This window comes from Photorhabdus sp. RW14-46 (assembly GCF_963887965.1).
Lineage (GTDB): Bacteria > Pseudomonadota > Gammaproteobacteria > Enterobacterales > Enterobacteriaceae > Photorhabdus > Photorhabdus laumondii.
The window spans coordinates 256,568-276,478 of record NZ_CAWPHH010000001.1; the positions used below are offsets into that span (position 1 = coordinate 256,568).

Genomic DNA, 19,911 nt, shown 5'->3' on the forward strand with positions numbered 1-19,911 from the left:
TCTACACCCCCTACTCTGACGCCTACGTTAGGAAATATTAGTGATAATCTGTCGAATTGTTCCATTATTGGAATTGTAATTAAATAATCTATAAACCGATTGGTTTGCTGTAGTTAATTTTAGTGAGCGGGAATTGCTATAGCTATTATCCCAAATAATCGAGACTAACGCTGAACAAGTATTATATAGGTAAAGTTTGTCAGGTTTCATGTAAAGCCGCAACGCATAGCGAAGCGGCTTTTTTTAGGATTATAGTAGGAAGTGCCTCAAATTAGATGATATGTATTTTCCGCATTCTTCTCTATAAAAAGGCACCATTTTCAGAATCAAGTAACGATGCTTACCAAAGTACTCTACACAAACCCAGCAATCCAGTGCAGCCGACTTCTGATATTTCGTGCAGTCGTCTTCTGAAAATGACAAAATCGATAGGGGTCATGACCGTGCCAAAAACGTTCGTATTTGATACGGTACCTGTACGCTTTCATTGTGTACATTTTGCTAATAGGCACACCTTAGTGTACAATTTCAATGCGTATAAATAGGAGGGCGTAACAATGCCTCAGATCCCAGTAGAAACTAACGACCGAATGTCGCTACGTATTGCCTCAGAAGAAAAGTCGCTGTTGATGCGTGCAGCCGCTTTACAACATACCAACTTGACTGAGTTCGTGATCCGCAATGTGATGCCAGCAGCACGGAAAGTTATCGACGAGAACGAACGGCTGGAGCTGACCGAAAGAGATAGTTTGCATGTTCTGGATCTTTTGGATAACCCACCGGCACCCAATGATAAATTGTTGGCCGCAGCATTTGCCTTGCCGAAACAATCATGATGCTACCAATCTGGCACGAAGAACCTATAGGCAAACATCATGATCGTGGTGCTTTTGACTGTGGTGATGAGGCGTTGAATCAGTTTTTACATCGCCATGCAAGGCAGAGCCATGAGAAAGGTGGGGCAAAAACCTACCTTGCGGTTAGCGAGAACAATGGAACGGTATTAGGTTACTACAGTCTAAGTCCCGCTTCTATTGCTTATGAACGTGCACCGGAAGTGATTAAACGTGGTCTGGCTCGACATGAAGTGCCAGTATTTCGGCTTGGCCGTCTGGCTATAGATCTTTCAGTACAGAGTCAAGGACTCGGTGGTCAGTTGTTGCTAGCCGCTGGTCGGCGCTGTTTATTGGTGGCCGCACAGGCTGGCGGGGTTGCATTGCTGATTGATGCCAAGAATGAGCGTGTTGCCGAGTGGTACGCCAGCTATGGTGCTATTCCGCTATTAGATGCCCACCTATCTTTGCTGTTACCATTCAAAACAATACATGCAGCTCTAGTCACTGCGGGGAAGCTTTAAATGAACGAAGCAACCAATCACAATAAATTACAACCACCACCAGATATCTCTGTTAAGCGACAGGGAAACGCCTATGTCATATTTAACCTGAGTTCTGGATAAGAAATTGACGAGAAGCCTGTTCCGGGAGCAAAATTTTGGTGAACGCCGAAAACAGCTCCGGGGAGGAACAGGCTAGGGATAAGTTAGTGGAAATTTTCTGCGATGTCGACGATTTTTGCCGTTTTTTCATCCCCCAGTGGACACAGTTTTGCCTTGATAACGGATACCGTCTACGTCGCCGCCAAGGTCGCATGTCTCCCAGTGAAATCATGACTATCCTGATCCTCTTTCATCTATCACATTACCGTGATTTTAAACATTTTTATCTGGAGCATATTTGGAAATATCACCACAATGATTTTCCCACCTTGCTCAGTTATACCCGTTTTATTCGTGTCGCGCCTTCCGTTTTGGCACCACTGTGCAGTTATCTGACTCAATTAAAAGGGAAACCGACTGGCATTGCTTTTATTGATTCCACCAGTTTGGGTATTTGTCATAACATCCGCATTCCCCGTCATCAGGTTTTTGAGGGGATCGCAAAACGAGGAAAAACCTCGATGGGATGATGTGATGGACGTCCCCTTTTTCAGCGGTAAAGAGTGTCACTTTCATCACGAAGAAACGTCGTAACATGAAAGCGCGTATGCTGGCAGAGTGGGATAAGATCATGTTATCAAAGCGTTTCATCATAGAAACCATCAATGATCAATTAAAGAATATTTCTCAAATAGAGCATTCGCGCCACCGAAGTATAACGGGATTTCTGTTGACCGTTTTAGGTGGTGTGATTGCTTACCGCCTTAAATTAAAAAAAACATCACTGAAAATTTTCTACTCAGAAGACGATTTTCCAGTGATGGCTTAAACAGAATTCGGGTTAATTTAGAAAAACTTTACTGCTGCGTCGATGACTTTTGCCAAAAATTTCTAACACTCCCTATAAACCAATACTTCTTTCATCCCTCTAAGCTTCTAATTCCTTGAAAATCTGCGTCATTGTGTCACTCAGAACTTCCACTAAATTCCTTTATCACTCGAACAATTCCGCATGTGTACCGGTTCTGACAAACTCGATTGCATTTTTCTGTTCGTCCAAAAGATAAAATCCCCCCCAATATGACACTCTCTAAATCCAGCCCAATCTCCGATTAACTCATGATCTTTATATTCAGCTCCTAGCGGTGAATCATTAGCAATGAGGAGCATTACAACAGATTTTAATCGGTGCATGTCATAGCGCCCAGAACGGCTCAATCGTTGCCAATCTTTACCGAACTGTTTTGTATAGTCTGAGCGACGCGGAAAGCTAGCGCGCTTACTTGCCGCAGTCTTTTTCAATGTCATGAATTAAATCATCCGCATCGTTAAAACGTGCATTCATTGAGCTTCTCGCCTCATTCATAGCCTCAACAGTAACTCTGTTAGGGATTTTCTTGATCTCGAAAGGTAGCGCCTTTTCTTTGGCCACCATCGTTACAGCAATACGTAGAAAGTCAGACATTTTAATCCCAATAGCAGCTAAAACATCGGTTGCCTCTTGCTTAATTGCTGGGTCTATACGTGTGCGAACATAAGTTTCAGTACCCATTTAATACCTCATACATGCTGATTTTTGTAGTACAATCGTAGTCCTAATTTTGATATTAGGCAATCTTAGCCCAGAGAAGAACATGCTGAAGTATAAAGCAAAAAATGAGTCCCCCTTTAAGGGGCATTATACAGTCTGTCTGCTAACCAATTATATTTTGCACTATGCCACGCTGACATCTCATAGAATCCAAGGCAACGATATTACCTTTCAGTGGCAATCTGTTCAGGCGTTCGGGAATTGTAGTAATTTCATTAGGCTTTCCATCTACACCACACCTCAGAAAATAAAAATCTGATAAAACGCCAGTAACCAAACAATCACGAAAGAAAATCCAGCAGCGATAACATCATCCAACATGATGCCTAATCCACCATGAACATAGCGATCAAACCAGCGAATTGGCCACGGTTTCCACATATCCAGAATACGAAACACTATAAAACCGGTCAAAACCCACTGCCAGTTAACCATAGGGATTGCCATCAATGTGATCCACATACCGATAAATTCATCCCAGACAATACTACCATGGTCATGAACCTTCATATCATCAGAAGTACGCTGACAAATCATTATGCCGAAAAACATCCCAACAATAATAACCAACCAGCAAATCCATTCCGGAAACTGAACCAGTAATAACCAGAATGGAATAGCCGCTGCCGATCCCATTGTCCCCGGCACCACGGGCGACAACCCACTACCAAAACCTGTCGCTAATAGATGCCAGGGATTACTCATCCGTAAACGATGCTTTGCCTTATCCATGTGCTTCCTCGGTAATAAAGTGATCGAACCCTTTCAGATCTAATTTAATCTCTTTATTATTGCTGTAATAACGAATACCCTCTGATTCCGCCATAATCTGTCCAACACAGCTAAAACCAGCACCGGTATGCGCCAACGCAATTTCCAACGCACCACGATTCCTCTCTGGGACAGTAAAACACAATTCATAGTCCTCACCACCACTCAAAGCCCACATTAAAGCTTGTTGTGGTTCAACGTACTGTTTCATTGCATCAGAGTAAGGAAGCGCATCCAGATTTATTCTGGCTCCACATCGGCTGGCTTTCAGAATGTGACCTAAATCAGAAATCAAACCATCAGATAAATCAATTGCTGATGTTGCCAAGCCACGTAGTGCTTGCCCTTGTAAAATACGAGGCTGCGGCCTGAGATGGCGCTGAACCAACCAGTTGTGAGATACCGGATCAAAAATTTGCAAACGATTTTGTAACAGAGCCAAACCCGCCGCACTATCCCCCAGCGATCCACTCACATAAATCCAATCGCCATTTTTTGCGCCAGTACGCCGTAACGCCCTGCCTGCGGGAACTAAACCATGAATCGTCAACGTCAGACTCATCGGACCGCGGGTAGTGTCACCACCAATAAGCTGCATACCATAATAACGCAACTGCTCAAACAGACTGTCACTGAAACCACTCAGCCAGCGTTCATCCACTTCCGGTAATGTTAACGCTAATGAAAGCCAGGCAGGATCAGCGCCGACTGCGGCCAGATCACTCAGATTCACAGCAAGAGATTTGTAAGCTAAATCTTCAGGAGAAATATCAGGTAAAAAATGAACGCCTGAAACTAAGGTATCCGTACTAACCGCCAATTGTTGTTTATCGGCTAGTGTCATCAGTGCGCAGTCATCACCAATACCTAAATTTACATCACGCCGGTTAATCTCCTGGCGATCAAAATAACGTGCAATGAGGTCAAATTCGCCACATGCCATAATAAAATCCCAAAAAGTTACTGATGATCACGAACATAAGGCCGGTATCCCGGCCTTACAAATCATCGTCTACGGTGGGAAAAACCCGACAAGCAGTAGCTTATCTTTTTCTGCGTACTGCCGGGCCAGATTTATCCAGTACCCCGTTTACGAACTTGTGGCTATCTTCAGCACCGAAGACTTTTGCCAATTCGATAGCTTCGTTAATAGCCACTTTATAAGGGACATCATCACGATAACTTAGTTCAAACATAGCAATACGCAAAATGGCTTTTTCTACCTGACCTAACTCTTCGAGCTGACGGGAAAGATAAGGGGCCATCAAAGCATCCAGCTTAGCCGCATTTACAGCTACTCCTGACAGCAATTCGCGAAAATAGGTTACGTCAACACCAGTGACGTCCTGCTCCGACAGAAACTGTAATTCAACATCAGCAATGCTATTGCCAGATAATTGCCATGAATATATAGCCTGAACAGCGCACTCACGAGCACGACGACGAGCAGCAGGTTTCACAAGATTCCCCTTAATTAAAACTAAAATCAGCCTTTAATGGCATTAATTACATTGACCATTTCCAGTGCGGTTAATGCGGCTTCTGCGCCTTTATTACCCGCTTTGGTTCCAGCACGCTCAATCGCCTGTTCAATGCTTTCTGTGGTCAGAACACCAAACGCTACTGGAATTTCACTAGCCATCGCTACACTAGACAGACCAGAACTGCATTCACCAGCAACGTATTCAAAATGAGCGGTACCACCACGGATAACTGTACCTAGCGCGACAACAGCGTCATATTTTTGGGTTTCGACCAATGTCTTCACTGTTAATGGCAACTCGTAAGCACCAGGAACCCAGACAACAGTGATATTCTCTGAAGCAACCTGACCGATACGCTCAAGCGCATCCACCGCTCCTCCTAACAGACTGTCATTAATGAAGTTGTTAAAACGTGCAATGGCAATCGCCACACGAGCTTGTGGAGCTGCAACAACACCTTTGATTACGTTCATAGCCTTCCTTCCATCTGTTCATATCCGCAGGGGGGCGGATTCTATCATATTCTTTCGTTAGCTGCGCCTGCCGATTTAGCAGCAGAGCATAAAAACAGGCAAACTCACCCACACTCACATATTCAGTCAGTATACAGGCCGCAGATGCAGACGAAGATCAGGCCCAACTTGCTGTACATCAAAAATGTCAAATTCCGGTGCCTCTGCCAGATTTTTGAGTTCAGGAATAGTGAACAAACCACGAGCCGTATCACCTAGCACTTTTGGCGCAACATAAAGAACCAATTCATCCACCAACCCTAAAGTTAGCAATGCGCCTGCCAGCAATGCCCCACACTCAGTCCAGACTGTGTTGATCTGGCGCTTACCCAGCTGCATCATCAATGACACCAAATCTACCCCAATACCATGAGCAGGTAACAGTATCTGTTCTACATTTTCAGATAAGTCATGTTCATCTACTTTAGTGCGAGCCAGCCAACAATAACCGGGCTGCTGTATGACCTGATGCTGGGGGCTAACACGATTCTGACTGTCAACAATAACACGTACCGGTTGACAAAGATTTTCCTCGGGATAAACCGCCTGAATTTCTGCGTCCAATTCACTCCAACGAACTGTCAAGTGAGGATCATCAGCTAAAACAGTGCTACTGGAACTCAGAATCGCGCTACATTGAGCACGGAATTTTTGCACATCACAGCGAGCTTGTGGTGATGTAATCCATTTACTTTCACCAGAAGCTAATGCCGTTCGGCCGTCGAGAGAAGTCGCCATCTTCAACTGAATATATGGAAACCCGGTACGCATCCGCTTCAAAAACCCCCGGTTGAGAGATTCAGCTTCTTCCATCATCAGTCCATGTTCTACTGCAATACCAGCCTGTTGCAGCTTATAAAGCCCTCTTCCTGCTACCTGTGGATTGGGATCCTGCATCGCCGCAACCACACGGCTAACGCCAGCCGCAATCAACGCATCGGCACAAGGCGGTGTCTTACCGTGATGGCTGCATGGCTCAAGCGTGACATAAACAGTTGCGCCTTTAGCTTTATCTCCGGCTATCTGTAACGCGTAAACCTCAGCATGCGGCTCACCAGAACGTAAATGAAAACCTTCCCCAACAATTTGTCCATCATGCACAATCACACAACCAACGTTAGGATTAGGTGACGTGGTAAAGCGCCCTTGACGCGCCAATTCCAAAGCGCGCGCCATATATTTTTTATCGTTATTCACTGGTTCAACCTTGTAATCTAGCAATCTCTTCGCCAAATTCACGAATATCTTCAAAGCTGCGATAGACAGAAGCAAAACGGATATAGGCGACTTTATCCAATTTCTTCAATTCATCCATAACCAGATTACCAATCATCTTGGATGGAACTTCCCGCTCACCGGTAGCACGTAACTGAGATTTAATATAGCTAATCGCCATTTCTACATCATCAGAACTGACTGGGCGCTTTTCCAGTGCTTTTTGCATACCACGGCGCAATTTCTCTTCATCGAACGGCTCTCGGATATCGTCACTTTTTATTACTCTAGGCATAACTAGCTCAGCCATTTCAAAAGTGGTGAATCGTTCATGACACTCAAGACACTGGCGCCGTCGGCGCACCTGCGAGCCATCCCCTACCAAACGAGAGTCAATCACTTTGGTATCAACAGCAGCACAAAATGGGCAATGCATATCGTTTCCTGATGGTTAATCCGAACTAAATTTACAGTTTATCCTTAATCTGAATAAAAAACACCCTGTCAGCCGGATACTCACAGGGTGTTTGAACAGCATCAAGGCAGAATAATTAAGGCAATAAAGATGGCTGATCAGCCCCTTCCTTCTCAACCTTTTGCTGGATCATGTGTTCACGCTTCATACCCAGTTTCAACGCTAAAGCGGAAGCAACATAGATAGAAGATACCGTACCGATAGAAACACCAATTAACATCGCTAGTGAGAACCCCTTCAACATTGCACCACCGAAAATATACAACATCAGCACCACCAGTAAAGTTGTTGCAGATGTCATGATTGTACGGCTCAATGTTTGCGTCAGAGAGACGTTCATAATTTCATACGACGTACCACGACGGATCTTACGGAAATTCTCACGGATACGGTCAGAAACCACGATACTGTCATTCAATGAGTAACCGATAACTGACATCAGCGATGCCACAATGGTCAGGTCAATCTCGATACGGAACAATGACAGAACCCCTAGCGTGATGATGACATCATGGGCAAGCGCAAGAACCGCACCCAATGCTAAACGCCATTCAAAACGGAACCCAACATAAATCAAGATACAGATAAGCGCCGCCAGCAACGCCATTGCACCATCTTGGGCGAGCTCAGCACCGACACTCGGCCCAACAATTTCAATACGATTGACACTCGCATCTTTATCAATGGTGTCATTAATGACTTTAATAACCTTTTTACCCAGTTCCTCATTCGCCGCACCCGTAACTGGTGGCATACGCACCATTACATCACGGCTACTACCGAAATTTTGCAACAGCGGATCTTCAAAGCCCGCTTTTGCCAGGTTATCACGCATCTTATCCAAATCAGCAGATTGACTGAGTTTGATTTCAATTACCGTACCACCGGTAAAATCGAGTCCCCAGTTAAACCCGCGAGTTGCCATCACAAAAACAGAAGCTACCAACAGCAGCAACGAAATTCCGAAAGCAACGTTGTCCCAGCGCATAAAGTCATAGACTCTGCGACCGTAGTTCAATTGTTCAACAGTATAATCCTGTGCCACAACGTGCTCCTTAAATTGACAGCTTCTTAATACGCTTACCGCCATATAGCAGGTTAACGATTCCTCGCGTACCTACAATAGCGGTGAACATAGAAGTCGCGACACCAATTGACGTTGTTATCGCAAAGCCTTTAATTGACCCGGTACCAACAGCATAAAGAATGACCGCCGTAATCAACGTGGTCAAGTTAGCATCAATAATACTGGAGAAAGCGCCTTTATAACCTTCATGTATCGCTTGTTGGACTGTCCGGCCATTACGCAACTCTTCTTTGATACGTTCGTTGATCAGCACGTTCGCATCAACCGCCACCGCCAGCGTTAGCACAATACCCGCAATCCCCGGCATGGTTAACGTCGCCCCTGGTAACAGAGACATGATACCAACAATCAGCACCAGATTAGCCAACAACGCACTGCTCGCAATCACGCCGAATTTGCGATAGTAAATCACCATAAACAGAATTGATGCAATTAAGCCCCACAGACAAGCCTCTAAACCTTGTTCAATGTTTTGCAGACCAAGGGTTGGCCCAATAGTACGCTCTTCTACAATCTGAATCGGCGCGATCAGAGCACCCGCACGCAACAATAAGGATAACTGACGCGCTTCGGTTGCGTTGGAAAGGCCCGTGATACGGAAACTGTTCCCCAGACGAGTCTGAATATTAGCAATGTTAATCACTTCTTCATGTTTAACTAACACCGACCGACCATTAGCATCTTTCTTACCGCTGTCTTTATATTCCACAAACAATGTCGCCATTGGCTTACCAACATTGTCTTTGGTGAAATTAGACATCGCTGTGCCACCGGCACTGTCCAGTGAAATACTCACCTGTGGATTACCATATTCATCGGTATCCGGGATTGAATCTGTAATGTGATCACCGGTCAGAATAACACGTTTATATAACACAACCGGATTACCATCACGAGTGCTCTTCACCTCAGAATCACCTGGCACACGGCCTGATGTAGCTGCGGTAGAGTCAATACCGGTATTGACCAGACGGAATTCCAACGTTGCTGTCGCACCCAGAATCTCTTTTGCACGAGCAGTATCCTGAATACCCGGTAATTCAACCACGATACGGTCAGCGCCCTGACGCTGAACCAATGGTTCAGCCACACCCAGTTGATTAACACGGTTACGCAGAATGGTAATATTCTGCTGCACCGCATAAGAGCGGGCTTCGCGCTGACGTTCATCACTCATCACCGCTTTCAGAGTATTATTGCTTCCAATACTGAAAACTAAATCACGGTGACGGCCAGTAAGATAGTTTTCCGCCTCAGACCGTGCTTTCTCATCACGGAAGCGGATTTCTACACCGTAATTATCAATTTTACGGGCAGTGGAGTAAGGAATACCTTTTTCACGCAAATCAGTGCGCAGGCCATCAATATTCTGCTCTTGCAGTTTGCCTAATGCGGTTTCCATATCCACTTCCATCAGGAAGTGCACCCCACCTCGCAGATCAAGACCCAGTTTCATTGGTTCGGCACCAACCTTACTTAACCAAGTTGGTGTTGCTGGTGCCAGGTTCAGTGCCACCACGTACTGATCGCCTAATGTGGACACCAATGCTTCACGGGCACGAAGCTGAATATCGGAATTATCGAAACGAGCAAGAATCGCACCATTTTCCAGCGCAATAGATTTACTCGCGATTTGATTTTTTTCTAAAACATTATGGATTTGGACCAGCGTTTGCTCACTGGCGGCAATGCCTCGCGCGCCAGTGATTTGTACAGCCGGATCCTCACCATAAAGGTTGGGAAGTGCATAAAGCAAACCGATGAGGATCGCAGCGATCAGCATCAGATACTTCCACAAAGGATAACGGTTTAGCACGGCAGTTCCCTTCGGGAAAATCAGAAATTACAGAGCTTTCATTGTACCTTTCGGTAAAACGGCAGCGACGAAATCACGTTTAATGGTCACTTCAGTAGTGTCATTCAGTGCTACAACGATATAACCCGTGTCAGAAACTTTTGTGACACGACCAATCAAACCACCATTGGTCATCACCTCATCACCTTTGGAAATAGAATCCATCAGCTTTCTGTGTTCTTTGGTACGTTTCTGTTGTGGACGCAGGATCATGAAATAGAAGATCAAGCCGAAAACGACCAGCATGATGATCAAAGAATATGGGCTTCCCTGAGCCGGTGCGCCAGCAGATGCTGCTGCTTCAGAAATAATACTCATTAAACTTCCCTCATTGTTATCAAATTCAATAGTAATCAAAAACCAGCCGCAATATGCTATACCCACTGAAACCAGTCAATCACTACTTAAGTCAAATACTTAATGCCGGAACGGGTTTACCAATCCGTTGATAAAAATCTTCAACAAACTGTTCAAGATTACCTTCCTCAATGGCCTGACGGATCTTAGCCATCAGGCGCTGATAATACCGCAAATTATGGATAGTATTCAGCCTTGCACCGAGAATTTCGTTACAACGGTCAAGATGATGCAAATATGCCCGACTATAATTCCGACAAGTATAACAGTCACACTGCTCATCCAGTGGCGAAGTATCCTCTTTATGTTTGGCATTACGGATTTTAATCACACCATGGGTCACAAAAAGATGACCATTACGGGCATTACGGGTTGGCATCACACAATCGAACATATCAATGCCGCGACGAACTCCCTCCACCAAATCCTCTGGTTTTCCTACTCCCATCAGATAGCGCGGTTTGTCTTGCGGGATTTGCGGACAGACATGTTCAAGAATGCGGTGCATATCCTCTTTAGGCTCCCCTACCGCCAGACCACCTACAGCGTATCCATCAAAACCAATCTCCACCAGACATTTTACTGAGATGTCACGTAAATCTTCATAAATGCTTCCCTGAATAATACCAAACAAAGCATTTTTATTCTGTAGTTCATCAAAACGCTTACGACTACGCGCAGCCCAACGTAACGACATCTCCATCGAACGTTTCGCATAATCCCAATCAGCAGGATATGGCGTACATTCATCAAAAATCATGACAATATCAGAACCCAAGTCATACTGGATTTCCATCGATTTTTCTGGGCTGAGGAAAACCGGCGTACCATTAATTGGGTTACGGAAATGTACACCTTCCTCTTTGATTTTACGCATGGCGCCAAGGCTGAATACCTGAAAACCGCCTGAATCCGTCAAGATTGGACCATGCCATTGCATAAATCCATGCAGATCGCCATGAAGTTTCATGATTTCCTGCCCTGGACGCAGCCACAAATGGAAAGTATTGCCAAGCAAGATCTGCGCACCGGTTTCTTTCACTTCTTCCGGTGTCATTCCTTTTACTGTGCCATAAGTCCCAACTGGCATAAATGCCGGCGTTTCTACCACGCCACGCTCAAAAATCAGACGACCACGACGAGCTTGACCGTCGGTAGTTTGTAATTCAAATTTCACTTAACCTCCAGGCATCAGATAAACAGTCCGATGCTGTTGTTCAAAATCAGACAAAGTTGAAATTTACCGTTGAACTGAGATATTCACATAACCCTATTTTCAACAACTTCAATAATATATTCCAGTCAATGCCATAATCATTACATTGAATTAAGAAATCTTTTCCTTGCAAGCGAAGGGATTACGACGAATAAACATAGCATCACCATAACTAAAGAAACGATATTTTTCTGCAACCGCCTCTTGATAAGCATTCATCGTATTTTTATAACCCGCAAACGCAGAAACCAGCATAATAAGTGTCGATTCCGGCAAATGGAAATTAGTAATCAACGCGTCCACAACCTGATATTCAAAACCCGGATAGATAAAAATTTGCGTGTCATTAAAAAATGGCGCAATTAACTTATCCTGACAGGCTTTTGCGGCACTTTCCAGCGATCGAACTGACGTTGTGCCAACGGCAACAACTTTGTTACCTCTCGCCTTACATGCCAGCACAGCATCAACCACATCCTGTGGCACTTCTGCATACTCAGCATGCATAATATGGTCTTCAATGGTCTCCACCCGCACAGGCTGGAAAGTACCCGCACCAACATGCAATGTCACAAAAACCATCTCCACGCCCTTTTTACGCAGCGCTTCCAATAATGGCTCATCAAAATGAAGACCGGCCGTTGGTGCAGCTACCGCTCCGGGCCGTTCACTGTATACAGTTTGGTACAACTCACGGTCTGCCTCTTCATCAGGACGATTAATATAAGGCGGCAAAGGCATATGACCTATGTCATCCAAAATGGACAACACATCACGTTCATCATCAAAACGTATTTCGAACAAGGTATCATGACGGGCCAACATGGTTGCTTTAAGACTTTCATTGTCACCTAATAACAGCTCAGTTCCCTCTTTTGGCGCTTTGGAAGCACGCACATGTGCAAGTACCCGCTTATCATCCAACACCCGTTCAACCAGCACTTCCAGCTTACCGCCCGTAGCTTTTCGGCCGAAAATACGCGCAGGTATGACGCGGGTATTATTAAAAACCAGTAAATCTCCGGCATTCAGCTTATCGAGAACATCCGTAAAAATACCATGCGTTAATGCCCCCGTTTCACCATCAAGCGAGAGCAAACGACAGCCACTACGTTGTGGTTGAGGGTAATGAGCAATCATTTCGTCAGGAAGTTCAAAAGTAAAATCGGAGACACGCATTATATTTAATCATTCAGAAAAACAAGCGGACTAGTCTAGTGCCGCAGCCCTGAGGGTGCAACAAATAAGCACATAACTTCGCGGATTTATATTATAATTGCCGAATGAATTTTCTCGCTCACCTTCATTTAGCAACTCTGGCTGACAGTTCCTTACTAGGAAACCTGATGGCTGATTTTGTGCGCGGTAATCCAGAGGGACAATACAGCGCTGATGTGGTTGCAGGTATTCGTATGCATCGGCGTGTTGACGTATTAACAGATACCCATCCACTGGTTATTCAAGCCCGTCATTTATTCAGTAATTCATATCGACGGGTTGCGCCGATTACTTTAGATATTATCTGGGATCACTTCCTCTCCTTGAATTGGGATAAACTGGTTCCCACTTACTCATTACCGGCATTTATTCACCATGCTCGTAGTCAGATTGAACCTCATCTTTATTACACTCCCGAAAAATTTCAGGAGCTGAATGCGTTTTTATGGCGGCAAAACTGGCTGATCCGTTATGCAGATCTTGCATTTATCGCAGATGTATTAAAAGGCATGGCTCGAAGACATCCCAGATTATCGGCTTTATCTGGATCATTTCAGGATATAGAGCAACATTACGCTGATTTCGACGCACTATTCTGGCAATTTTATCCCTATATGATGGAAAAGGCAGAAAATAAGGATTTTTACTGCTTACCCCAATAGACGTTTATGTTCAAAATATCACCTTCATTTAATACACACCGTAGAACTCCCCCTTTCTAGCTAATACAACCTGTGTCAGACTGAGCAAATATGCACCACAGCTTATGAAGCAAGCAGTCTCATCCTAGCACGCAGAAAGACATGACAGTAAAGAAAATAAAAATAAGGTATTGATAGGTAAAATCTATTGCAAAGATTAGTATTTTATCCTTTATTGGTGTACGCTAATTCCTTATTCTATATCCAATTTTTACATAAACCCCGCAAAACTACAGGAGTAACTCATGGTTCTGGTAACTCGTCAAGCCCCTGACTTTACAGCAGCAGCGGTCCTCGGCAACGGCGAAATAGTTGGGAATTTCAACCTGAAAAAACACCTAAATGGTAAACCTGCCGTTATCTTTTTCTGGCCAATGGACTTTACTTTCGTATGCCCTTCTGAGCTGATCGCATTTGACCACCGCTACGAAGAGTTCAAAAAGCGCGGAGTGGAAGTTATAGGTGTTTCTTTTGATTCTGAATTCGTCCACAACGCATGGCGTAAAACTCCTGTCGATCAAGGTGGTATTGGCGAAGTTAAATATGCAATGGTTGCTGATACTAAACGCGAGATTCAAAAATCCTACGGCATTGAGCACCCAGAAGCGGGTGTTGCTCTGCGCGGCTCTTTCCTGATCGACAAAAACGGTGTAGTTCGTCATCAAGTCGTGAACGATCTGCCTCTGGGCCGTAACATTGACGAAATGCTGCGTATGGTTGACGCACTGCAATTCCATGAAGAGCACGGCGATGTTTGCCCTGCACAATGGGAAAAAGGTAAAGAAGGCATGAGCGCATCTCCAGATGGCGTAGCTAAATACCTGTCTCAAAACGCTGCTAAACTATAACCTTAGATATTATCCATAATTAGGCCAGCTGGTTATTCCGGCTGGTTTTTTTTCACTGAAATTCCTCGTTTTGCCACCTTGCGCACAAAAACCCCCTATTCCCAATAACTATCACCACTTACAATTAAATTTACAATTGTTTAACATTAAAATCAGTGTAAATAAAACAAGTCATTACACCGACAAAAATAACCTCACCAAAAGACAGGAGCTTACAACATGTTGAAAACATGGAAAACACCGCTGGTAATAACATCCCTGCTCGTCTCGTCCCACCTTTACGCCGCTTCGGAACCGGCTGTTGAAGCCAAAAATGGTATGGTCGTTTCATCCCAACATCTTGCTTCACAAGTTGGTGTGGATATCCTCAAAATGGGTGGAAATGCGGTTGATGCAGCGGTTGCTGTTGGCTATGCCCAAGCCGTTGTCAATCCATGTTGTGGCAATATCGGTGGTGGTGGCTTTATGACAATTCATTTAACCGACGGTACCGATACTTTTATTAACTTCCGCGAAACCGCGCCAAGTGCAGCAAGTGCCGATATGTATCTGGATAAAGAAGGGAATGTTATTAAAGGAGCCAGTTTATATGGCTACCGCGCGGCGGGTGTGCCCGGAACCGTGATGGGGTTAGACAGCACCCTAAAAAAATATGGCAAGTTGAGCCGTGAACAAGTCATGGCCCCTGCAATTAAGCTGGCACGAGAAGGCTTTATACTGACCCGTGCAGATACCGATATTCTGGACACCACAATCAAGCGTTTCCGCAAAGATCCAGAAGCAGCTCGTATCTTCCTACGTAAAGATAGCTCTCCTTATCAACCAGGAGATAGATTAATACAAACCGATCTGGCAAATACGTTAGAATTAATTGCTAAAAAAGGGCAAGACGCTTTTTATCACGGAAATATTCCTAAACTGGTCGCCGAAGCCGCTAAAAAATCCGGCGGCATTATTACCGAAGCTGATTTTGCCAATTATAAAATTTCAGAAACAACCCCCGTCACCTGTCACTATCGCGGTTATAAATTTATCTCTTCCCCGCCGCCAAGTTCAGGCGGAGTAACCATGTGTGAAATTCTGAATATTTTGGAAGGTTATAACCTCAAAGAAATGGGATTCAACTCGGCTGATTATATTCACACATTGACAGAAGCCATGCGCCATGCCTACATGGACAGAAATACTTACCTTGGTGATCCAGAATTTGTTAAAAATCCAATCGATCACTTACTGAGTAAACACTATGCTGAATCTCTACGTAAAAAAATAGAGCCAGGTAAAGCAACATTATCGGAGAATATTCAGCCGGGTATTGGACCCCATGAGAAGCCAGAAACCACACACTACTCCATTGTCGACAAAGAAGGTAATGCAGTTTCAACTACCTATACTATCAATGGACTTTTTGGTGCTGTCGTCATCGCCCCCGGAACAGGTTTCTTCCTCAATGATGAGATGGATGATTTCACCACTAAAATTGGTGAAAAGAATCTTTATGGTCTCATTCAAGGTGCGACTAACTCTATTGCCCCCGGTAAGCGCCCACTATCCTCAATGAGCCCGACACTTGTCACAAAAGACAATAAGACATTCCTTGTTCTGGGCTCACCCGGCGGCTCCCGTATTATCTCTATTACCTTGCAAACCGCCTTAAACATTATTGATCACGGTATGTCTCCTCAAGAAGCGGTCAATAGCCCCCGTATTCATCACCAATGGTTACCTGATGAAGTTTATTATGAGCAACGTGGTATTTCTAAAGACTCGTTGAATTTGCTAGAAAAAATGGGATATAAAATGGTGGAGCAGATACCATGGGGCGCGGCTGAAGTGATTATGGTTGGTTTACCTAAAACCACTAGCACTTCAGCTAAGTCTTCAGGCAATGATGCCACCGTATCTGGTCAAGTTCGTGAAAACCATCTTTATGGTGCCAATGATGTCCGACGCCCGGCTGGTGCGGCTATTGGCTACTAATGACCAACAGCTAAAAAAATAGCTAATCTGTGTAGGCAATATCGGGATGGGATATCCTTTTTTCAGGAATCCCATCCCATGCTTTCCCTGAACATCTGACGATGGCAAACAGTCAGAGAAACAAACATCATCACTGATGCATTTGAGTCTCACGGGTACCTGAACGCCCTAAAACACGGTCATAAATACCAGCCACAACTAAAACCAACAGGGATGGTGCTAGCCAAGCCAATCCTTGATCCGCCAGTGGTAAACGCGTTGCCCAGTTTGGTAACAAATAAACTAATACTTCGGATGACTTAATCGCATCCAAAATACCAAATATCAGACTAACTAACATTACCGGAGCCAAAATACGAGTAAAATTGTGCCACCAGCACAGCGTAAAACTCAACACAATCAGAACGATACAAGGTGGATAAATAGCTGTCAGTACCGGTATGGAAATCTTAATCAAATGACTCAAACCAAGGTTAGAAGTCAACATGGAGAATCCTCCAAGGATCAGAACCAATGAACGATAAGACAGGGGCAAATAACGGCTGAAAAACTCAGCACATGCACAAGTTAATCCAACCGCAGTCACCATACAGGCAACAAAAATCAGCACAGCCAGGAAAACACTGCCAACACCACCAAAAGTATGATGAACATAGGCATGCAAAATGACCGCACCATTTTCTGCATGAGGCACTAACGATCCACTGCCAGCCCCCAACTTGAACAGGGAAAGATAAACCAGTATCAGACCAAAGCCGGCAATAAAACCTGCCCACATTGCATAACGAGTTAATAATGAAGATGAGGCAACGCCTCTTGAACGCGCAGCGTTAACAATAACAATCCCAAACACCATCGCTCCCAGCGTATCCATTGTCAGATAACCATTGACGAAACCACTGGAGAATGGGATTTGCTGATAAACATCAATCGCGGGAATTGAATCACCGGCTGGCCAAAGTAAAGCAGCAACACCAAGTATACCTAACGCCAACATCTTGATGGGTGCTAACACATGCCCGACAGTATCAAGCAAACGGCCTGGGTAAAGGGAAACAGCAATTACCAGAACAAAATAAATAAGACTGTAGATAAACAGGGATAACTCGCTGGTACTGGTAAGCGGGGCGATGCCTACCTCAAAAGAGACCGTTGCGGTCCGTGGGATAGCGAATAAAGGACCAACAGCCAAATAACAAACTGTCGCCAGCAGCAAACCAGCAACTCGACCAATAGGTGAACTCAGCTCTTCAATACCACCGCCAACTTTTGCCAATGCGATGATTGTAATGACGGGTAAACCAACCGCAGTCGCTAGAAAGCCTAGTGCTGCTAACCAAACATATTCACCTGATTGTAACCCCACCATAGGGGGAAAAATAATATTTCCCGCCCCGACAAACAGAGCAAAAGTCATAAACCCTAATGCCCAAATATCCTTAGATGATAAACGATGTGTCATAATGATTATTAATGTTTTGTTACCATATTTAATGGCCTGAATAATATAAATATCATCAACAGTTAAGCCCATATTGACAATATTGAACCCTAATTTAACGATTTATTATCAAAACAATATTCACCAGGTATCTGTTGAAGACAGATTATAGTGACCATGATAGATAGAATCGCCAACAACTGCCCACAAGTAAAACTTTTATAGTGCCAGAAGGCAATAGATAAACCAGAATGCAGAAGTATATGCCGCACTCTTTTTCAAAACTAGTGATTGCTGTTAGCTATCATTGAATAAACACTATATGATTTGCGTTTTTTTTAACCTGAAAAAATAATAATCAATTACGAAGATTAATTATTACTGTTAATCAAACTATTCCTATCTCTTCTGCTGGTTATTTTGACAGGTACAATCAATCCGGCCGGAAAAGTAAAACTAAAGATCGTCCCTTTGCCTATTTCGCTGGAAACTTTAAGATGAGAATGGTGATGATGTAAGGCATGTTTAACAATCGCAAGACCAAGACCACTTCCTCCAGTTTGTCTGGAACGCGCTTTATCTACTCGATAAAAACGTTCGGTCAAACGAGGTAGATGTTCAGCACTGATACCTTGCCCATTATCTTTCACTGTAAATTCAGCACCGTGGGAATTCTTTTTCCAACTGACATCAATTTGAGTCCCTTTAGGAGTATGGTTAACCGCGTTATAAACCAAATTCGACATTGCACTGCGAAGCTGCTCTTCATTACCGAATACTTTTAGATCTTCACCAATATCAAAATTAATCTTATAACATTCATTACCTAGCGCAATCGCTTCCTGACGCAATACTTTAAGCATCAAAGGCACATCAACGACTTCATTCATATCAATTTGGGGAGCGACTTCAATTTTGGACAGTTGCAACAATTGTTTCACCAAACCGTCCAGCCTCCGGGTTTGTTCCTGCATCGTATTCAGCGCTTTCTTATTTAGCGAACTATCCTCTGCTGCCTGATCCTGCATCACTTCCAAATAACCCTGCAAGACGGTTAGAGGGGTACGCATTTCATGACTAACATTAGCAAAAAAGTCACGACGGGCATTTTCCAGTGTTCGCTTCTGAGTCACATCTCTGGCAACCATTAAGAACTGCCCCTCAGAATAAGGCATCACCCGGAACTCAACAACGAACCCATTATTTAATTCAATGGATAAAGGGCGCGAAAAATCTCTGGAAAGGATATATCGGCTAAAATCAGGGTAGCGAAGTAAATTAAAAATATGCTGTCCATTGTCTTCAGGCCAACGAAAACCAAGTAAATGTTGCGCTAAACGGTTACACCAGAAAATATTACCTTCCGTTGTCATCATCACAATAGCATCGGGTAATGATTCCGCCCCGCTACGAAACCGTTTGATCAACAGCGCCAGCTCACGACGCCGCTTTCGATTCCGTTGCTGCATCTGGTGAATACCATAGAAAATTGGCTCCCACCCTCCTCTCCCCGACGGTGGCAACATACTGCGATCCAACCATAGCCAATTCGAAAGTTTCAGCAAGTTATAACCATGCCATATCAGCACCAAAAATACCGAAACCAATAAACACCAGGACAAATGACCAATAAATATCGCCAGAATTAACGCAGGCAAACAAAAGAGAAACAGTTCTGAAACCAGTTTTTTCCAAGATAGACGTTCTAACACATTAGATTCT

20 protein-coding genes and 1 pseudogene are annotated in these 19,911 nt (G+C 44.1%); 6 read left to right on the top strand and 15 right to left on the bottom strand.

Features of this window, described 5'->3' with window-relative positions:
* The first annotated feature begins 557 nt into the window (after positions 1-557).
* The 3 genes and pseudogenes from AACQ38_RS01075 (at position 558) to AACQ38_RS01085 (ending at position 2,267) form a co-directional block, all read left to right on the top strand.
* On the top strand, positions 558-836 hold the full coding sequence (locus AACQ38_RS01075; protein ID WP_165577205.1) for a type II toxin-antitoxin system TacA family antitoxin: 279 nt from the start codon (positions 558-560) through the stop codon (positions 834-836).
* The gene (locus AACQ38_RS01080) at positions 833-1,357 is read left to right on the top strand and encodes a GNAT family N-acetyltransferase (RefSeq protein WP_165577206.1); all 525 of its coding nucleotides are present in this window, start codon (positions 833-835) and stop codon (positions 1,355-1,357) included. The genes AACQ38_RS01075 and AACQ38_RS01080 overlap by 4 nt, the downstream gene beginning before the upstream one ends.
* Positions 1,358-1,497: 140 nt before the next feature.
* A pseudogene (locus tag AACQ38_RS01085) lies at positions 1,498-2,267 on the top strand (transposase).
* Positions 2,268-2,419: 152 nt separating this feature from the next.
* Here the strand turns inward: AACQ38_RS01085 and AACQ38_RS01090 are convergent.
* The 13 genes from AACQ38_RS01090 to queA form a co-directional block, all read right to left on the bottom strand.
* Entirely contained in the window at positions 2,420-2,746 is a 327-nt protein-coding gene (locus AACQ38_RS01090; protein ID WP_242685493.1) for a type II toxin-antitoxin system YafQ family toxin, read from the bottom strand.
* Positions 2,718-2,990, bottom strand: coding sequence for a type II toxin-antitoxin system RelB/DinJ family antitoxin (locus AACQ38_RS01095; RefSeq protein ID WP_011148029.1), 273 nt, complete (start codon positions 2,988-2,990; stop codon positions 2,718-2,720). Before AACQ38_RS01095 ends, AACQ38_RS01090 begins: the two co-directional genes overlap by 29 nt.
* A 279-nt stretch (positions 2,991-3,269) precedes the next feature.
* On the bottom strand, positions 3,270-3,761 hold the full coding sequence (gene pgpA, locus AACQ38_RS01100) for a phosphatidylglycerophosphatase A (protein WP_011148030.1): 492 nt from the start codon (positions 3,759-3,761) through the stop codon (positions 3,270-3,272).
* Positions 3,754-4,743 carry a thiamine-phosphate kinase gene (thiL, locus tag AACQ38_RS01105; RefSeq protein ID WP_011148031.1) on the bottom strand — a complete coding sequence of 330 codons (990 nt, stop codon included), beginning with the start codon at positions 4,741-4,743 and terminating at the stop codon, positions 3,754-3,756. The genes pgpA and thiL overlap by 8 nt, the downstream gene beginning before the upstream one ends.
* Positions 4,744-4,843: 100 nt before the next feature.
* Complete coding sequence (gene nusB / locus AACQ38_RS01110) at positions 4,844-5,260, bottom strand: transcription antitermination factor NusB (protein WP_011148032.1); 417 nt, start codon at positions 5,258-5,260, stop codon at positions 4,844-4,846.
* 26 nt (positions 5,261-5,286) lie between these two features.
* Complete coding sequence (gene ribH, locus AACQ38_RS01115; RefSeq protein ID WP_011148033.1) at positions 5,287-5,757, bottom strand: 6,7-dimethyl-8-ribityllumazine synthase; 471 nt, start codon at positions 5,755-5,757, stop codon at positions 5,287-5,289.
* A 126-nt stretch (positions 5,758-5,883) separates the two neighbouring features.
* Positions 5,884-6,993, bottom strand: a complete 1,110-nt coding sequence (ribD, locus tag AACQ38_RS01120; RefSeq protein WP_011148034.1) for a bifunctional diaminohydroxyphosphoribosylaminopyrimidine deaminase/5-amino-6-(5-phosphoribosylamino)uracil reductase RibD — start codon at positions 6,991-6,993, stop codon at positions 5,884-5,886.
* Between the two features lie 4 nt (positions 6,994-6,997).
* Positions 6,998-7,447, bottom strand: a complete 450-nt coding sequence (nrdR, locus tag AACQ38_RS01125; RefSeq protein ID WP_011148035.1) for a transcriptional regulator NrdR — start codon at positions 7,445-7,447, stop codon at positions 6,998-7,000.
* A 115-nt stretch (positions 7,448-7,562) separates the two neighbouring features.
* Positions 7,563-8,531 carry a protein translocase subunit SecF gene (gene secF / locus AACQ38_RS01130; protein ID WP_011148036.1) on the bottom strand — a complete coding sequence of 323 codons (969 nt, stop codon included), beginning with the start codon at positions 8,529-8,531 and terminating at the stop codon, positions 7,563-7,565.
* Between the two features lie 10 nt (positions 8,532-8,541).
* The gene (secD, locus tag AACQ38_RS01135) at positions 8,542-10,389 is read right to left on the bottom strand and encodes a protein translocase subunit SecD (protein ID WP_011148037.1); all 1,848 of its coding nucleotides are present in this window, start codon (positions 10,387-10,389) and stop codon (positions 8,542-8,544) included.
* A gap of 27 nt (positions 10,390-10,416) precedes the next feature.
* Positions 10,417-10,746 (bottom strand): preprotein translocase subunit YajC, encoded by a 330-nt coding sequence (gene yajC / locus AACQ38_RS01140; protein WP_011148038.1) that lies wholly within the window; start codon positions 10,744-10,746, stop codon positions 10,417-10,419.
* 91 nt (positions 10,747-10,837) lie between these two features.
* The gene (gene tgt, locus AACQ38_RS01145; RefSeq protein WP_165577207.1) at positions 10,838-11,962 is read right to left on the bottom strand and encodes a tRNA guanosine(34) transglycosylase Tgt; all 1,125 of its coding nucleotides are present in this window, start codon (positions 11,960-11,962) and stop codon (positions 10,838-10,840) included.
* A gap of 150 nt (positions 11,963-12,112) precedes the next feature.
* Positions 12,113-13,180, bottom strand: coding sequence for a tRNA preQ1(34) S-adenosylmethionine ribosyltransferase-isomerase QueA (gene queA / locus AACQ38_RS01150; protein WP_165577208.1), 1,068 nt, complete (start codon positions 13,178-13,180; stop codon positions 12,113-12,115).
* 104 nt (positions 13,181-13,284) lie between these two features.
* On the opposite strand from queA, the gene AACQ38_RS01155 reads away from it, so the two are divergent.
* The 3 genes from AACQ38_RS01155 (at position 13,285) to ggt (ending at position 16,748) form a co-directional block, all read left to right on the top strand.
* A complete protein-coding gene (locus tag AACQ38_RS01155; RefSeq protein WP_011148041.1) occupies positions 13,285-13,881 on the top strand; it encodes an acyl carrier protein phosphodiesterase in 597 nt (198 codons plus the stop codon).
* Positions 13,882-14,165: 284 nt separating this feature from the next.
* Positions 14,166-14,768: a peroxiredoxin C gene (locus AACQ38_RS01160; protein WP_011148042.1), complete on the top strand. Its 603-nt coding sequence runs from the start codon at positions 14,166-14,168 to the stop codon at positions 14,766-14,768.
* A 219-nt stretch (positions 14,769-14,987) separates the two neighbouring features.
* The gene (gene ggt / locus AACQ38_RS01165) at positions 14,988-16,748 is read left to right on the top strand and encodes a gamma-glutamyltransferase (RefSeq protein ID WP_165577209.1); all 1,761 of its coding nucleotides are present in this window, start codon (positions 14,988-14,990) and stop codon (positions 16,746-16,748) included.
* Between the two features lie 130 nt (positions 16,749-16,878).
* Here ggt and brnQ read toward each other — a convergent pair whose 3' ends face one another.
* Both brnQ and phoR read right to left on the bottom strand, forming a co-directional pair.
* Positions 16,879-18,210 carry a branched-chain amino acid transport system II carrier protein gene (gene brnQ / locus AACQ38_RS01170; RefSeq protein ID WP_011148044.1) on the bottom strand — a complete coding sequence of 444 codons (1,332 nt, stop codon included), beginning with the start codon at positions 18,208-18,210 and terminating at the stop codon, positions 16,879-16,881.
* A 350-nt stretch (positions 18,211-18,560) separates the two neighbouring features.
* Complete coding sequence (gene phoR, locus AACQ38_RS01175) at positions 18,561-19,901, bottom strand: phosphate regulon sensor histidine kinase PhoR (RefSeq protein WP_011148045.1); 1,341 nt, start codon at positions 19,899-19,901, stop codon at positions 18,561-18,563.
* Positions 19,902-19,911 lie beyond the last annotated feature (10 nt).

Coding starts and splice junctions, on each gene's coding strand:
- AACQ38_RS01075 (WP_165577205.1), top strand. CDS start 558: ATGCCTCAGATCCCAGTAGAAACTAACGACCGAATGTCGCTACGTATT.
- AACQ38_RS01080 (WP_165577206.1), top strand. CDS start 833: ATGATGCTACCAATCTGGCACGAAGAACCTATAGGCAAACATCATGAT.
- AACQ38_RS01090 (WP_242685493.1), bottom strand. CDS start 2,746: ATGACATTGAAAAAGACTGCGGCAAGTAAGCGCGCTAGCTTTCCGCGT.
- AACQ38_RS01095 (WP_011148029.1), bottom strand. CDS start 2,990: ATGGGTACTGAAACTTATGTTCGCACACGTATAGACCCAGCAATTAAG.
- pgpA (WP_011148030.1), bottom strand. CDS start 3,761: ATGGATAAGGCAAAGCATCGTTTACGGATGAGTAATCCCTGGCATCTA.
- thiL (WP_011148031.1), bottom strand. CDS start 4,743: ATGGCATGTGGCGAATTTGACCTCATTGCACGTTATTTTGATCGCCAG.
- ribH (WP_011148033.1), bottom strand. CDS start 5,757: ATGAACGTAATCAAAGGTGTTGTTGCAGCTCCACAAGCTCGTGTGGCG.
- nrdR (WP_011148035.1), bottom strand. CDS start 7,447: ATGCATTGCCCATTTTGTGCTGCTGTTGATACCAAAGTGATTGACTCT.
- yajC (WP_011148038.1), bottom strand. CDS start 10,746: ATGAGTATTATTTCTGAAGCAGCAGCATCTGCTGGCGCACCGGCTCAG.
- queA (WP_165577208.1), bottom strand. CDS start 13,180: ATGCGTGTCTCCGATTTTACTTTTGAACTTCCTGACGAAATGATTGCT.
- AACQ38_RS01155 (WP_011148041.1), top strand. CDS start 13,285: ATGAATTTTCTCGCTCACCTTCATTTAGCAACTCTGGCTGACAGTTCC.
- AACQ38_RS01160 (WP_011148042.1), top strand. CDS start 14,166: ATGGTTCTGGTAACTCGTCAAGCCCCTGACTTTACAGCAGCAGCGGTC.
- ggt (WP_165577209.1), top strand. CDS start 14,988: ATGTTGAAAACATGGAAAACACCGCTGGTAATAACATCCCTGCTCGTC.
- brnQ (WP_011148044.1), bottom strand. CDS start 18,210: ATGACACATCGTTTATCATCTAAGGATATTTGGGCATTAGGGTTTATG.